The organism is Clostridium algifaecis (genome assembly GCF_017874415.1).
Taxonomy (GTDB): Bacteria; Bacillota; Clostridia; order Clostridiales; family Clostridiaceae; genus Clostridium_B; species Clostridium_B algifaecis.
Genome location: NZ_JAGGLM010000006.1, coordinates 45,657 through 61,925 on the forward strand (window position 1 = coordinate 45,657; position 16,269 = coordinate 61,925).

Sequence of the window (16,269 nt, forward strand, 5' to 3'; positions counted from 1 at the left end):
ATTATATGTCGTTTTTTAAACGTCTGAGTCTTCAATGACAGTAATCTCTTTGCCATTTTCTTTTTGATATTCATGCACCATAGCCATAAATTCATCTCCCATAAGAGTTTCTTTTTCTATAAGAGTATTAGCTATTTTATTCAAAAGGTCAATATTATCTAAAAGGACACCTTTTGCCTTTTCATGAGCTTTCTTTATTATTTTCAAAGTTTCATTATCAATAATTGTTGAAGTTTCAGCACTACAATTTCGCACAGGCCTGCCGTCCAAATATCTGTTTTGTATAGATTCAAGTCCCATCATGTCAAACTTGTCGCTCATTCCATACATAGTAACCATACTTCTTGCAGTTTGAGTAGCCCTTTCTATATCATTTGCAGCACCGGTAGATATACTGCTAAATTTTACTTCCTCAGCAGATCTTCCACCCAACATAACACATATTTGATCTAACATTTCTTCCTTGGTATTTAAATATTTTTCATGTTCTGGAAGCTGCATGGTATAACCAAGTGCACCCATAGTTCTTGGAACTATAGTTATCTTATGAACAGGATCTGTATGTTTAAGTAATGCAGCTATAAGTGCATGACCCACTTCATGAAAAGAAACTTCCATCTTCTCCTTTTCAGAAAGTATTCTATCTTTCTTTTCTTTACCTGCTATAATTACCTCTACTGCTTCTTCAAGATCATTCTGTTCAACTTCATTTCTTCGATTTTTAACTGCAGTTAGTGCAGCTTCATTTATTATATTAGCCAGATCAGCTCCTACAGCTCCAGGAGTAGCCTTTGCTATAGAATTTAAATCTACATTATGTGAAATTTTCACACCTTTTATATGAACTTTAAGTATATCTTCTCTACCTTTCAAATCAGGTCTATCAACTATTACCCTTCTATCAAACCTTCCAGGTCTTAAAAGAGCCTTGTCTAAAACTTCCGGTCTATTTGTAGCAGCCAGTATAACTACTCCTTTTGAAGAATCAAATCCATCCATTTCAGCCAGAAGCTGATTCAATGTCTGTTCTCTTTCGTCATTTCCAGACATATTGCCGTCTCTACTCTTACCTATAGCATCTATTTCATCAATAAACACTATACAAGGTGCTTTTTCCTGAGCCTGTTTAAATAAATCCCTTACCCTTGCAGCACCCATTCCAACAAACATTTCCACAAATGCAGATCCTGATATGGAGAAAAACGGCACTTTAGCTTCTCCCGCTACCGCTTTTGCAAGAAGTGTTTTACCTGTTCCAGGCGGTCCTACAAGAAGTGCACCCTTAGGCAATCTAGCTCCAATAGCCACATATTTTTGCGAATTATGAAGAAAATCAACTATTTCAATAAGTGATTCTTTTGCTTCTTCCTGTCCTGCAACATCATTAAAGTTTACTCCAGTTTCATTTTCAGCATAAATTTTAGCAGTATTTTTACCGAAAGACATCACTCCACTGCCCATTTTTTTATCGAGTTTTCCAAAAAGCAGTCTTCCTAAAAAAGCAAGTATTAAAAACGGAATTACCCATCCTGTAAGAATATTCTTTACAGCCGAATTTTCCTCTGGCATTCCTCCATATTTTATTTTAGCATTGTCTAATTTCTTAATTAAATCTGGATCATTAACTCTTTCTGTATATAAAATTTTCCCTCCGCTATCTTCTTTAGGAGTAATTAACAACTTATCCTTAGTTATTTGTACTTCAGAAATTTTATTCTGATTTATATAGTTTACAAAATCACTATACTCTATACGTTCAGATTTCATCCCATTTATGTAATCGTTCAATACAAATATCACTATGGCTATAATTAAAGAATAGTATATAGCATATTTAAATTTGTTTCCATTAAACTTTTTATTATTGAACATATCTAGCCTCCACTTTATTTCATCTACATTTATATTATAACAATAAATATTATTTTCCTATATAGTATTAACAAAAATATTATAATATTTAATGGAATGTTTAAAAATACCTATACTCAAATTACTTAGCCAGTTCATATATAGCATGGGCATATATTTTTGCATTTTTAATTATATCATCAATTTTTATATATTCATTTGCATTGTGTATTGTTTCAGGTTCTCCCGGGAAAATAGGCCCAAATGCCACTATGTTATCCATATCCTTAGCATAAGTACCTCCCCCTATTGCAAGTAATTCAGCCTTTTCTCCTGTTTGTTCCTCATACACTTTTTTCAGTTTCTTTATAAGGGGATGATTTTCAGGGAAAAACAATGGTTTTTGATGCACCATATCTTCAATTTTGAAATCAAGCTCCTTAATTCTCTTTTTAAATGGATTCATCATATCATCATATTTAAGTGTTACAGGATATCTCAAATTAAGAGCAAAAGAAACTTTATCTTCACTCATATGAACTGCACCTACATTGAAGGTAAGTTTCCCTGATTCCTTATCTTCTAGTGCTGTTCCAAAAAATTTTCCATCAGTTTCAAATCCTACATATCTATTAAAAAAATCTATTACAGACATAGAATCACATTTTTCTATCTTTAGTTCTCCCAGCAATTTAAACATCTGCATTACTGCATTTTTTCCAAGTTCCGGAGTACTTCCATGAGCTGCAAGTCCCTTAACTCCAATTATAATTAAGTCATCTTTCGATTCTACTTTTACGTCAAATTTATTTTTATTTGAAATCTGTTCTATAGAATTTATTACAGAGGCTCTATCATTAGCTTTTAACCCAGCCTCACAATAATTAGGAACTACATTTGCCCTTTCTCCACCTTCTACATATTTTATAACTATGTCTCCATGAGATTTTTTATTTAATTCTTTAACCAGATTAAATGTAGTTATACCCTTTTCTCCATATATAATAGGATAGTTTCCATCTGGAGTAAATCCAAGAACAGGCTGTTTTTCTCTATCATTATAATATTGTATTTCAGAACATCCATTTTCTTCATTTGTTCCAAATATAATTCTAACCCTCTTTGAAATAGGTAATTTCAAATCCTTTATAACTTTAAGAGAATAAAGTGTAGTTATTATAGGTCCTTTATCGTCCATAGTTCCTCTTCCATACATTTTCCCATCATGTATTTCAGCTCCATAAGGTGGATATTTCCATCCTTTTCCTTCAGGTACTACATCAAGGTGTCCAAGCACTCCTACATAATCTTTGCCTTTACCGTATTCTGCATATCCAACATACCCATCTAAATTTGTAGTTTTAAATCCAAGCTTTCCCGCAATTTCAAGTGCCTTGTCAAGAGCTTTTGATACTCCTTCTCCAAAAGGTTTTCCTGGCTTTTCCTCATCACTTACGCTTCTTATCTTAATAATTTCTTGAATAGATTTTATCATGTCTTCCTTAATTTCTTCAACTTTACTGTCTATTTCCATAATCAAAACTCCAATCTATATTTAATTATGCATTAATTCAATTTAATATTTATACTAACAAAAATTATTATATCACAATATAATAATTAATTGAAAAATTTTACAGGTTTTATATTAAAAAGACAGAAAATCATTGGATACCAATACTTTCTGCCTTTACCTACGCAAAATTATTATCTATTGTAAATTATATTAATAAGCTCTTCCCCAGTAAACAAGTTTCTTAGCTTTCTTGCCGCAGCAAACACATGTATCTGAAACTTCTTCTTGTTCAAATGGCATACACCTTGAAGTAGCTCCTGTTTCTTCTCTTATTTTGTCCTCACACTCTCTATCTCCACACCACATAGCCTTTACAAATCCAGTTTTATTTTCAACTATATCCTTAAACTCATCCATATTTACAGCTGTATGTGTTTTTTCCTCTACATTTTTCTTAGCTTTCTCAAACATATTATTATGTATGTCATCTAAAAGTTCTGGTATTTTAGTCTCTAAATCATCCATTGAAACTGTTATTTTATCTCCTGTATCTCTTCTTGCAAGTACAACCTGATTGTTTTCTATATCTCTAGGTCCAACTTCAAGACGAATTGGAACACCTTTCATTTCATACTCACTAAACTTCCATCCCGGCATCTTATCACTATCATCAAGTTTAACTCTCGCAATCTTTGCAATTCTATCTTTAAGCTCATTTGCCTTTTCAAGAACTCCATCTTTATGCTGGGCTACAGGAACTATGATAACCTGTATTGGTGCTATTCTTGGTGGTACAACAAGTCCATTATCATCACCATGTACCATTATTATAGCTCCTATTAAACGGGTTGTTACTCCCCATGAAGTCTGGTACACATACTGAAGTTTTCCTTCTTTATCTGAATACTGCATTCCAAAGGATTTTGCAAAATTTTGTCCTAAGAAATGGGATGTACCTGCTTGAAGAGCCTTTCCATCGTGCATAAGTGCTTCTATAGTATATGTAGCTTCTCCACCTGCAAATTTTTCTTTTTCAGTTTTTCTACCTTTTAAGACAGGTATTGCAAGCACATTTTCACATAAATCAGCATAAGTATTTAACATTCTCTTAGTTTCATTTTCAGCTTCTTCTTTAGTTTCATGAATTGTATGACCTTCCTGCCATAAAAATTCAGTTGTTCTTAAAAATGGACGTGTTGTTTTTTCACATCTTACAACAGAACACCACTGATTATATAGTTTTGGAAGATCCTTATATGATTGAACTATCTTTGCATAGTGTTCACAAAATAATGTTTCAGAAGTAGGTCTTACGCACAATTTTTCAGTAAGTTCCTCGTCTCCACTATGTGTAACCCATGCAACCTCTGGTGCAAATCCTTCCACATGGTCTTTTTCTTTCTGAAGCAGGCTCTCTGGTATAAACATTGGCATATATACATTTTGATGTCCTGTTTCTTTGAACTTTTTATCTAAATAACTCTGTATGCTTTCCCACATTGCATAAGCATATGGACGTATTATCATACATCCCTTAACACTTGAATAATCAGCTAATTCAGCTTTTTTTACTATATCCGTATACCACTGTGCAAAATCCTCATCTCTTGATGTTATTTCTTTTACCAACTTTTTTGACTTTGACATTACATTGCCTCCTAATTTATTTCATAATATTTTTCACTACAAAAAAACCTCAATCCCAATAAAGGGACCGAGGTTATACATCGGCGGTGCCACCCTGATTAATATATCTCATATTAAATACATTCTCTCAAACTTTAACGGCAGGATACCGCTGCAACTTTCATTGCAGAACTCCAGGGTAGGTTCAAAATCATCCATTAGAAGCTTTCAGCTGCCGCTTCTTCTCTAAAATAGATTGAATTTCTACTAATCCTCTTCTTTGTATTTCATATTTAAAATTCATATTTTATATTAAAATATGAATCCTGTATTGTCAATAGTATATTTATTTTAATATTTTTATATAGTCATTAAATTTTATATCGAAATACTCACATATATCACTTATTTCCTTAAGAGTGCTATCATTCATTGGAATTCCATTTTTCATTTTATCATTATAAGCTTCAACTTCTTTTTCACCATGAGTATATATTCTTGCAGCACCTTTAGCTTTCTTTGATTCTCTGAGTTTCTTCAAATAATTAGAAAAGCTCTCTTCAATATCCTTCTTGTCTCCAAATATTCCATAATCTACTGCAAAGAAATAATGGCATGTCCCTGATCCACCTTTTCCGTCCAAATGAACTTTATCTCCTGTAAATCCTCCAGACAAAATAGCAGTAAACATTTCAACTGCAAGAGCAAATCCATATCCTTTATGCCCACCTGTCAATTCTTTAGATCCACCAAGTGGAAGCAATCCCCCACCAAGTTTTCTTGGTACATTATATAATATATCATGTGGGTCTTCTGTATCTTCTCCATCAATATTTAATGCAAGCCCTAGTGGAAGTGGTTCTTTTCTCTTATTATAGACTTCAATTTTTCCTCTTGTAACCACGCTTGTTGCCATGTCCATTAGAAATGGATAAGGTTCAGCCGGCATAGATATTGCAATAGGATTTGTTCCAAGCATCGCTTCTCTGCCAAAGGTAGGAACTATAACAGCTGGTGAATTAGTCATGGATATTCCAAGCAGTCCTTGCTCTTCAGCCATTTTGGCATAATACCCTGCAATTCCATAATGATTTGAATTTCTAACTACTACCATCCCCATACCTGATGTTTTAGCTTTTTTAATTGCCAGGTTCATAGCTTTTTTACCAATAAGCTGGCCCATGCCTGCCTGTCCGTCAATAGTTGCAGATACAGGTGTTTCTTTGACTATCTTTACATCTGAGCTAACATTTATAAGTCCATTTTTTATCTCACTGTAATACTTTACAAGTCTCTGGATTCCATGAGATTCAATACCATATAAATCTGCTAATAACAAAACATCTGTTATTGACTGACTATCTTCTGCACTAAATCCAAACTTTTCAAAAACCAAATCGCACAGTTCTTTTAAATTTTCATACTTAACTTTTGAATATGTCATATTATTCCTCCTAAAATAGTATTAAATTCTTCATTACATTAACGCTTTATCAAATAAAAATATTTAATACCAGCCCCAAATTATATTATCAATTAACTATTATAATAATACTTTTTTATATTATTTTCCACTGCATTTATTATAGCCCTAACTTTTTTACTTAAATTTTGGTTCTCCATTATAGAACTTAACATCCTCAGCTTCTGTCAGAATATCCAGATCAGGGTTCAATTTCACTTCTTCTAAAAGTGGTTCACTAACTATAATGTTATCTAATTTCATTGTATTTTTAATCCACACAATTTTATGTTCACCAATCTTTACTCCATTGCAAATTTTTACTGCAATTTTTATTGCATCTTCTGAATTTGCCGCAACCATAGGTATCTTTGCAGGTTCCATATATGTACTAGTAAAGCAATTAGTATACATAGATATAAAATCTATCTTATCAAATAACTTTCTAGTAATTACATCCGATACTCCAACACCATTAGCATTTCCATGAGATTCTTTACTTATATCAAGTATTGCACATTTCTTAAATTCAGGTCCTCCACTAGCATATTTTGTAAAATATAATCCTGTTACATTAGGATCTTGTCCATTTCCGCTTATATTCTTTCCTATTTCATCTATTACAAGTACATCAAATTTGGGCAAAAGTATTTTTGCCATAAGATCTCTGCTTTCTTTCAATAAAGCTTCTTCTCTTTTTAATTGAATAATCTCATCTTTATTTATAAATTCTATTTTATAAGTTTCATCATAAGCATTTTCAATTATAGCTAAGGCAAATAATACATTGATTTTTTTTGCTATCATACATCCAATCCCGGGTATAAGTTCTGAAAATCTTCCAAATCCTTTACTATGTATTGAATCCGCTCCTATTTGTTTTCCAAGTCCTATAGATAACATTTTGCAAATTCCGCTTTCTACTCTTCCTCTAAATCCTGTATGAGGTTTTATCCTTGGTATTATCACTATACCATCAGCCATAAGCACACTTTTAGCTAAATATACAGGCAAATCAGGTTCATATTCTCCTATAATTTTTGTGTCCATAGATCCATCTATTTTAACACCCATAGTCTCTTCTGAAATTCCATAAGAATTCAAAATTTCTATTTGTCCATTTTCTGTAGCTCCTCCATGACTTCCCATAGCAGGAACTATAAATGGTCTGGCTCCAGCCTCTTTTAGACAGTTTATGACTGTTTTCGTTATTATATTTATATTTGCTATTCCCCTGCTCCCTACACCTACTGCAATTTTTTTATTTCTCAAGCTATTTATATATGGCATAATCTGTTTTTTCACTTCATCACTAACATTTTCAATTTTATCCCTTTTAAAATTTTGTCTTACTTTTAAGAATTTAGGCAATTCTATTTTAGAAAATTTACTTAAATCAAGAGACTCCACATTATACACCTTCTAAATAATTAATATTTTTAGATTAGCCTTAGTCCATATTAAAATGTACTAAGGCTAATCTATTATTGCTGTATTCCAGAATCTTTTATATAAGTTTTATCTATAAGGTCATTTACCTCTACATCTTTTCTTATAGTATTATTTTGTCTTAAAGTTTTAATAGTTGATGTAAGTGATTTTGTAACTTCATCAGTTAATCTTATATCAAAGTCTTCCTTAGCAAGACCTTTTGCTACAATTTCCTTTTTTAACTTAAGTTCTTTTGATATAATATCAGCTGCCTGATCTGGATTTGCTTTGACCCATTTTTCCGTCTTTTCGTAGACTTTCAATACTCTTTTTATTACATCAGGATTATTTTTAGCGAAGTCATTATTTGCCATAATTAAATTTACATCATATTTAAGATTAGTTCCATCCCCTATTATGTGAGCTGTATTCTCAGCTTCAATAGAAGATGCATATGGTTCCCAAACAATTGCCGCATCAATGTTCTTTGATGTAAAAGATGTTTTTATATCAGGCGGCTGTAAATTAACAAGTTGTATATCACTTTGTTTAAGTCCTTCTGATGCCAAATACCTAGAAAGAAGCATATGTGCAGAGGAACCAACCGTAACTGCCACTTTTTTTCCTTTTAAATCTTTAGCTGACTTTATATTTGAACCAGTTGCTGCAAGTATTGAATTTAATCTATAACCTGCTGCATAAACTCCAATAGCTTTAACATCAGTGTTATTTGCTCTCGCCTGAATGGCAGGTTGATCTCCAACTTCTCCTATATCAAGTTTTCCTCCTGCAAACGCTTCAACCATAGGTGGTCCAGATACAAAGCTTTGAAATTTAATATTTATATTATCTTTTTTAAACTCATCATTAAACCATCCTTTATTTTTGGCAATAATTAAAAGTGCATGATTTATTCCAGGTTGATAACCTATATTAATCTCTTTTAGTTTCGATGGAGATTTTTTTGTATTATTTCCAGAATTACCACTTGTTTGTCCGCATCCTGAAAAAGCAAACAAACTTATTAATAATATTGAAACTATAGAAAATACTTTTTTCATAATATTCACTCTCCTTATTTTAAATATCTGCATCAATTTCAATTACCGGAAGTTTTTCTTCAACCAAATTAGGATATTTTAATCCACTTCCTGTATTCAAAAGTACAACTTTTTCATCTGATTTTAAGAAACCTGTCTTAAACAATTTATTTACTGCTGCAACTAATGTAGCTCCTTCAGGGCATATAAACAGCCCTTCAGTCTTTGCCAATAAATCAAGTGATTCAACAATTTCAGAATCTTTTACTTCAACTGCTGTCCCTTTGCTCTTTCTAATTGCATCTAAAACTATAAAATCTCCAAGAGCTTTAGGTACACGTATTCCTCCAGCTATAGTATTTGCATTTGTGCAAAATTCAGAAGCTTCTGTATTTTCATTAAATGCTTTTACAATAGGATTACATCCTTCCGATTGAACTGCAATAAGCTTTGGAACCTTGTCCTTAATCCATCCAAGTTCTTTAAGTTCCTGGAAAGCTTTCCATATTCCAATTATTCCCACACCGCCACCCGTTGGGTAAAGTATTGCATCTGGAAATTCCCAATTAAAATATTCTGCAATTTCAAGCCCCATAGTCTTTTTTCCTTCAATTCTATATGGTTCTTTAAGTGTAGCTGCATCAAACCATCCGTATTTTTTTACACCTTTAGCTATTATTTTGCCAGCATCAGATATTAATCCCTTAACAAGATAAGTTTTTGAGCCATATATAAATGCCTCTTTTTTAGCCAGATCAGGTGCATCTTGAGGCATAGCAACTACAAGTTCAATTCCTGCTTTAGCAGCATATGCTGACCATGCTCCTCCTGCATTACCTGCTGTAGGCATTGCTATTGTTTTTATTCCAAGTTCCTTAGCCTTTGATAATCCAACTGCAGCTCCCCTTGCCTTGAATGTTCCTGTAGGATTTAGTCCTTCATCCTTAATATATAAATTCTTTAACCCTATTCTTTCTCCTAAATCTTTGGCTTTAAGTACAGGAGTATCTCCTTCACCAAGAGTTACTATATTTTTTTCATCTTCAATTGGCAATAGTTCTCTAAATCTGAATAATCCTTTTTCTCTAGTTTTAAATACATTTTTGTCTACATTCTTTTTTATTTTTTCCAAATCGTATCTTACAAGTAATGGACCACCACACTCACATAAATTATGTGGCTCATCTATTGAATATTTTTTTCCACACTTTGAACATTCTAAATAACTAAAATAACTCATAATAACTACTCCTTTAAAATTATATTTTTTATATCGTTAATTTATATATTATATGAAAATGGATTTTCTACTTTAGTAAAAAATTCATCATATATCTTGCTTTTAATACATGTAAAATCATATCCACTTCTATCACGAGGCCTTGATAATTCAACAGGCACTATTTTCTTAATTGTTCCTGGTCTGCTGGATAGAACTATTACCCTATCGCCAAGATATATAGCTTCATCTATATCATGGGTTACAAGTATCATGGTAGTATTTTCTTTTTCCCATATTTTTAAAATTTCCTGCTGCATATTAATACGTGTCATTGCATCTAAAGCACCAAATGGTTCGTCTAATAATAGAAGCTTAGGTTTATTTATAAGAGCCCTAGCAATACTTATTCTTTGTTTCATACCACCTGACAATTGATCAGGATATGCTTTTGCAAAACTAGTAAGTCCAACTAATTCAAGCTGCTTGTGGACTAATTCTTTTTTTTCAGAATTTGATACTCTTCTACTAAGTCCAAAAGCTATATTCTTTTCTACTGTAAGCCACGGAAAAAGTCGTGCTTCCTGAAAAATCATTCCACGATCTACTCTAGGTCCTTTAATAGATTCTCCATATGATAATATATTACCTGAATAATTTCTATCCAAACCAACTATCATTCTAAGCAAAGTACTCTTGCCACATCCACTAGATCCAACAATGCTTAAGAATTCTCCTTGATTGACTGATAAACTTATATTATTCAATACATTAAAATTTCCACCATCTATTTTAAAAGTCTTGCTAAGATTCTGTATTTCAATTGATTTTAAAGTTTTTTTATCATTCATAACTTTGCACCTCTTTTTTAATTTCAACTATTTACATTCCATCTAATAACTAAAACTTGTAATTTTTTTATCATGTAATCTATTAAAAATCCAATCACACCTATTGAAAAAACCCCAACTAACATGACATCTGGCTGCGAAAGTTCCCTCGCATATGATATTGAATATCCTATACCTGAAGTAGCTGCAATTATTTCAGCTGTAATAACACTCATCCATGCACTCCCAATTCCTATTCGAAGTCCTGTAAAAATAGATGGAAGAGCTGATGGGAAAACTATTTTTGTAAGTACTTCAAGCTTATTTTTTTCTAATATTTCAGAAACTTCCAAATATTTTTTATCTGCTCCTTTTATACCATAAATAGTATTTATGAGTATAGGCCAGAAACTTCCAATTACTATTACAGTTATTTTAGAAGCTTCATCTATTCCCATCCACAGTATAAGTACAGGAACCCATGCTACAATAGGTATTGGTCTTAAAAAACCTATAAGCAAATCTACAGCTTTTTCTGCTATTCTGAACAATCCAATCAATATACCACAAATTATACCCAAAGATGCTCCTATACAATATCCTTTTACAACTCTTAGTATACTTATGGATAAATTTCTTGCCAAATCTCCGCTTTTAACCATATCTATAAATGCTAAAAATATAGTATGAGGAGAAGGAAGAACAGATTGCTTAACAAGTCCTTTATCACTTAAAACCTGCCATAGTAATATTATTATTACCGGAACTACCAATGCAATAGCTATGTTTCCTATCATTTTAATTTTTTTGTTCAAATCAAATTTTATATTCATTTTCATTCACCTCTCTTGGTATTATATTAAATTCAATAAATAAATTTTGTAATATATAAAATATTCAAATTATTATTTCTATAAGTTTTATCTTATTTAATTGATATCTTACATAGTAATTAAAACTTATTTTAATTAAAAAAGCTGTTTTTCGTATAAGAAAAACAGCTTGAAATTCAAGTTAAAAACTCAATTAACTCAACTACTTTTCTTATCTTCCAGAACAAATTACTTATTCTGCAGGAATTGACACCGATACATATAAATGCCGGTTGTCGGGTTTCATAGGGCCAGTCCCTCTACCTCTCTTGATAAGAGAATAACTATAATTTAATTTTATTTAATAATATTAAATCATTTATTCCACTTTGTCAATATTAACAATATTTAATTTTTTAATTAAGAATATAAAAAATTCTCCCCCTATAAATACAAAGGCAGAATTAATTCCGCGGTCCCACTCTGTTTACTATAAAATAAATTTATAGTAACTCTTATACTTAAATGCTCAAGAGTGCACTTCAATTAATAATATTCAAGATCTCTTCCAGCTCATTAAAGATCTCTCTCTTGGAATTCTTCTTAATTTACTCTTTCCTTCATTGCATAAAATAATTTATTTTTAAAATCTAATAAATATTACTTTTATAATTTCTTGATTTCATATATGATTATATCAAACACATAGACATATATCAAATACTTAAAATATATAGAATTGATATGAAAAACATATAAATAAAGTGAGGAAGGATTATTTTATGGATATTAGACAGCTCAAATACTTTTTGAAAATTGTCGAAAAGGGTAGTATAACTAAAGCGGCAGCAGAATTACATATAGCTCAACCCCCATTAAGTCAACAATTAAAATCACTTGAGGATGAACTTGGTATAAAACTAATAGAAAGAAATACCAGAAAGATTCAGATAACAGATGCCGGCAAAATATTGCAATATCGTTCTAAACAAATTCTAGAACTAACTAAAAATACAGAAAAAGAATTAAAGGATCTAAAACATGGCTCTAAAGGAATATTGTCCCTAGGAACTGTTCCATCTTCAGGTACTACAATATTGCTAAAAAAAATAAATCAATTTCACGAAAAGTATCCCCATATAAATTTTAAAATAAAAGAAAGCAATACTTTTGAAATATTAAAATTATTAACTATAGGGACTATAGAATTGGGCATAGTATTTACACCTTTTAATTCGGAAGCTTTCGAGTCATTGATGCTTGAAAGTGAACCAATGGTAATTGCTTTTAGATCTGGGGATTATTTTAATAACAACAACTACTACAAAATCGGTTTAAATGAACTTATAAATAAACCACTTATAATAGACCAAAAATTTAAGGATATGTTAATCCATTCATGTCAGCAATCTGGATTTGAGCCAAGGATATTATGTGAAAATCAAGATGCTAGAGCAGTACTCCTATGGGCAAATTCTGGAATTGGAATAGGGATAGTTCCTAAATCAGCTTCTCAACTTATACCAAGCTTAAATCTACAATATATAGAAATAGATGACTTAATTTTAAAAACAAGACCTGCTGTAGTATGGTTAAGAAACAGAATTCTATCTGATATCTCAAAAAACTTTTTAGAAACCTTTAAATGCAATTAATCTTTTGATTGTTTTGCATTTAAAAGAATTTTACTCTGCTTTCCACTCACCTTGATTTAAGAAATTTTTGGCACTTTGTTCTGCCTTTTTAACAATATCTTCTTTATATCCTAAAATGCCTAAAAGTTTTATGGCATTTTGAGTAGTAGATCTACCATTATGTACTTTATAGTCAAAAGATATATCATTGCCTATAATATTTTCCTGGAAATGATAATTTTCAAAATATTTTTCCAGTATATACGTGAGCTCTACATCGTGTGTAGCTGCTATACATATACAATTGCTTAAAGTCAAATATTTAAGAACCTGGGAAGATGCTGCTATTCTTTCAACTGTATTTGTACCTCTAAGAATCTCATCTATGAAACATATAGTTGGTATATTTTCATCTATACTGTCTATAATTCTTTTAAGTGATTTAGTTTCTGTTATATAGTAACTTTCTTTACTTAATATATTATCTCTCAAAGCCATGGAAGTATATATTTTTGAATAGTATGTCTTAAATTCACTAGCAGTACAGGTTCATATAGTCTGTGCAAATATACAATTTACTGCTATAGTCTTTAAAAATGTAGATTTGCCAGAAGCATTTGAACCCGTAATAAGTATGGAATCTGAAATATCTATCGAATTTGCTACACCATGAGGTATTAGAGGATGTCTTACATCTTTTAATACAATATCCTGCTCTTTTTTGTTATCACATTTATAAAGTTCTGGAATTGTATAATTTTTTACTCTGCATCTATAAGAAGCAATTGATATAGAGCTATCTATAATTCCAAGTACTTGAAAAATAGTTTTAAATTCCTCATTATCTGTCTTAAGTTTTTTGTTCATCTTCTCATAATTTATTAAATCTTTTAAGAAAATTATATTAATATAAGAAATCATAACAGATGCATCTGTACTATTACTATTTAAATCAAAGTGTACATTTTTAAATTGCTTTACTGACTTTATTACATTTTTAAGTATATTATTATAATATTCAATTTCCTTTATATTTTCCTTTAATATTAAATTTGAGCATTTTATCATTTGTATTATATACGAATAAGCTCTCAATTTATAATCAATTCTCTGTTTAACATAATAATGTAATACACTATTAATCATAAATGATATAAATAATGACATTAACCCAATACCTAAATTTAAAAACATTATACCAACAGATACTAATGGTACTATGCTTAATATTCTATATATGATTAATTTAGATTCTTGATTTTTTTGAGTATAATTTAAAAAATAACTACTTATATCTGATCCCCTTTTCCTTCCTAGTTTAGCAAGGTTATACTGAATCTTTTCTCTTTTTTCTTTATTGTTTTGAAAAAATTCAATGAGCTTGTTTCTATTTTTGAGTTTTATATCATCATAAATAGGCTCTCTTAGCATAACATATAAACATTCTTCTCCAGGTGTACTTTCCGTGCTGTTTATATACTTAAATATTTCGTCCATTTCTAAATCATTCCATGTGATTTCATCTATAAAAAATTTACCTTTATATTCGCATTTTTTATTATAAAAATATTTTGATATATAACTAATATTGTCAGAAGTATATTTTCTATCTAATTTATTTCCCCATTCCCTTTCTATTCTTCTTTTAATTTTCCTGTTATTTTTTATGTTTGATATTATAGAACATGCAAGTATTGATACTGCAGCACCTGCCAAGCAAAATATTAAAACGATATCTTTTGGTAAATTCATGCTTTATATTTCTCCTCAATTAATAAATTTTACTATAGTTTACCAGTGTTATTTGTTTATATCAAGCATTCCATATTTATAATATAAAAAAAGTATGCCTATTTAAAATAAACATACTTTTATAATCAATTATTGTATTCTATTTTCTGCTATTTATAAAATCATCAAGATGAGCCTTATCTGGATAACCATCATTATCACCAGCAGACATTACAGCAAGTGCTCCTATAGCATTTCCTCTTTGAACTGCATATTTAATACCCAAGCCTTCAAGTAATCCACTTATAAGTCCAACAGCAAATCCATCTCCTGCACCTACTGTATCCACAACTTTCTCAACCTTAAAACCTTTTACTGTAAATGATCCATCCTTAGACTTTACATAAGCACCTTCGCTTCCAAGTTTCACAACAACAGTTTTAACCCCTTTATTTAAATAAAAATCTGCAATTTCTTCTGGCTTGTCACTTCCAGTTAATATTAATCCTTCACTTATTCCAGGAAGTACAATATCACTCTTAAATGCTATATCATTTATAACCTGTTTCATTTCTTCCTTGTCTTTCCAAAGAGGCAATCTTAAATTTGGATCAAATGTAATCCTAACATTATTTTCTTTTGCAATTTCTAATAATTTATAAACAGATTCTCTACAATTCTTAGATAATGCCGGGAATATACCTGTCAAATGCATGTGTTTCAATCCATTAACATCAAGTTTATTTAAATCATTTACTGAAAAATGAGATGCTGCAGAATTTTTTCTGAAATAAAATATACCAGGATCTCCATGGCTAACTTTTGATTTTAACTGATATCCGGTAAAATATTCATCAGTCTCACCTATATAATCCGTACCTATCTTCTCTTTATTTAAACTCTCCTTTATAAAATATCCAAAAGGATCTTGTCCTATTTTAGTTATATATTGTGTTGAATGTCCAAGCCTCGAAAGCCCTACACATACATTAACTTCTGCTCCTGCCAAAAATTTTTCATAGAATTTTACATCTTTTAATTCCTTATCAACTTCATTTTCTCCACTAGCAGCAAACAATGTCAATGGCTCTCCAATAGTTAAAAATTCACTCATCAT

13 protein-coding genes, 1 riboswitch and 1 other annotated feature are annotated in these 16,269 nt (G+C 30.7%); of the genes, 1 reads left to right on the forward strand and 12 read right to left on the reverse strand.

Translation table 11 applies throughout. The annotated features are described in order from the left end of the window. Positions 1-15: 15 nt before the first annotated feature. From ftsH to J2Z42_RS06415, 9 genes are all read right to left on the reverse strand, one after another. The gene (gene ftsH / locus J2Z42_RS06375) at positions 16-1,872 is read right to left on the reverse strand and encodes an ATP-dependent zinc metalloprotease FtsH (protein ID WP_209701817.1); all 1,857 of its coding nucleotides are present in this window, start codon (positions 1,870-1,872) and stop codon (positions 16-18) included. Positions 1,873-1,993: 121 nt separating this feature from the next. Then, complete coding sequence (gene pepV / locus J2Z42_RS06380) at positions 1,994-3,385, reverse strand: dipeptidase PepV (protein ID WP_209701818.1); 1,392 nt, start codon at positions 3,383-3,385, stop codon at positions 1,994-1,996. A gap of 192 nt (positions 3,386-3,577) precedes the next feature. Beyond that, positions 3,578-5,014, reverse strand: a complete 1,437-nt coding sequence (gene proS, locus J2Z42_RS06385) for a proline--tRNA ligase (protein ID WP_209701819.1) — start codon at positions 5,012-5,014, stop codon at positions 3,578-3,580. Between the two features lie 59 nt (positions 5,015-5,073). Beyond that, positions 5,074-5,283: a binding site (T-box leader), on the reverse strand. A gap of 56 nt (positions 5,284-5,339) precedes the next feature. Beyond that, positions 5,340-6,437, reverse strand: coding sequence for an Ldh family oxidoreductase (locus tag J2Z42_RS06390; protein ID WP_209701820.1), 1,098 nt, complete (start codon positions 6,435-6,437; stop codon positions 5,340-5,342). A 156-nt stretch (positions 6,438-6,593) separates the two neighbouring features. Then, positions 6,594-7,865: a nickel pincer cofactor-dependent isomerase, group 22 gene (locus J2Z42_RS06395; protein WP_209701821.1), complete on the reverse strand. Its 1,272-nt coding sequence runs from the start codon at positions 7,863-7,865 to the stop codon at positions 6,594-6,596. Between the two features lie 74 nt (positions 7,866-7,939). Next, positions 7,940-8,947 carry an ABC transporter substrate-binding protein gene (locus J2Z42_RS06400; protein ID WP_209701822.1) on the reverse strand — a complete coding sequence of 336 codons (1,008 nt, stop codon included), beginning with the start codon at positions 8,945-8,947 and terminating at the stop codon, positions 7,940-7,942. A gap of 19 nt (positions 8,948-8,966) precedes the next feature. After that, positions 8,967-10,166, reverse strand: a complete 1,200-nt coding sequence (locus J2Z42_RS06405) for a threonine synthase (protein WP_209701823.1) — start codon at positions 10,164-10,166, stop codon at positions 8,967-8,969. 41 nt (positions 10,167-10,207) lie between these two features. Then, the gene (locus J2Z42_RS06410; RefSeq protein WP_209701824.1) at positions 10,208-10,996 is read right to left on the reverse strand and encodes an ABC transporter ATP-binding protein; all 789 of its coding nucleotides are present in this window, start codon (positions 10,994-10,996) and stop codon (positions 10,208-10,210) included. Positions 10,997-11,019: 23 nt separating this feature from the next. After that, positions 11,020-11,808, reverse strand: a complete 789-nt coding sequence (locus J2Z42_RS06415; RefSeq protein ID WP_209701825.1) for an ABC transporter permease — start codon at positions 11,806-11,808, stop codon at positions 11,020-11,022. A 208-nt stretch (positions 11,809-12,016) separates the two neighbouring features. After that, positions 12,017-12,126, reverse strand: a riboswitch (SAM riboswitch). Positions 12,127-12,569: 443 nt separating this feature from the next. Between J2Z42_RS06415 and J2Z42_RS06420 the strand changes: the two genes are divergently transcribed. Continuing rightward, positions 12,570-13,442, forward strand: coding sequence for a LysR family transcriptional regulator (locus J2Z42_RS06420; protein ID WP_209701826.1), 873 nt, complete (start codon positions 12,570-12,572; stop codon positions 13,440-13,442). 30 nt (positions 13,443-13,472) lie between these two features. On the opposite strand, the gene J2Z42_RS14435 is transcribed toward J2Z42_RS06420, so the two are convergent. The 3 genes from J2Z42_RS14435 to J2Z42_RS06430 all read right to left on the reverse strand — a co-directional run bounded on the left by J2Z42_RS14435 (position 13,473) and on the right by J2Z42_RS06430 (position 16,266). Next, positions 13,473-13,931 carry a MutS-related protein gene (locus J2Z42_RS14435; protein ID WP_342590002.1) on the reverse strand — a complete coding sequence of 153 codons (459 nt, stop codon included), beginning with the start codon at positions 13,929-13,931 and terminating at the stop codon, positions 13,473-13,475. Positions 13,932-13,970: 39 nt separating this feature from the next. Next, positions 13,971-15,173, reverse strand: coding sequence for a P-loop NTPase family protein (locus J2Z42_RS06425; RefSeq protein WP_245331517.1), 1,203 nt, complete (start codon positions 15,171-15,173; stop codon positions 13,971-13,973). A gap of 139 nt (positions 15,174-15,312) precedes the next feature. Beyond that, complete coding sequence (locus J2Z42_RS06430; protein ID WP_209701827.1) at positions 15,313-16,266, reverse strand: sugar kinase; 954 nt, start codon at positions 16,264-16,266, stop codon at positions 15,313-15,315. Positions 16,267-16,269: the final 3 nt, after the last annotated feature.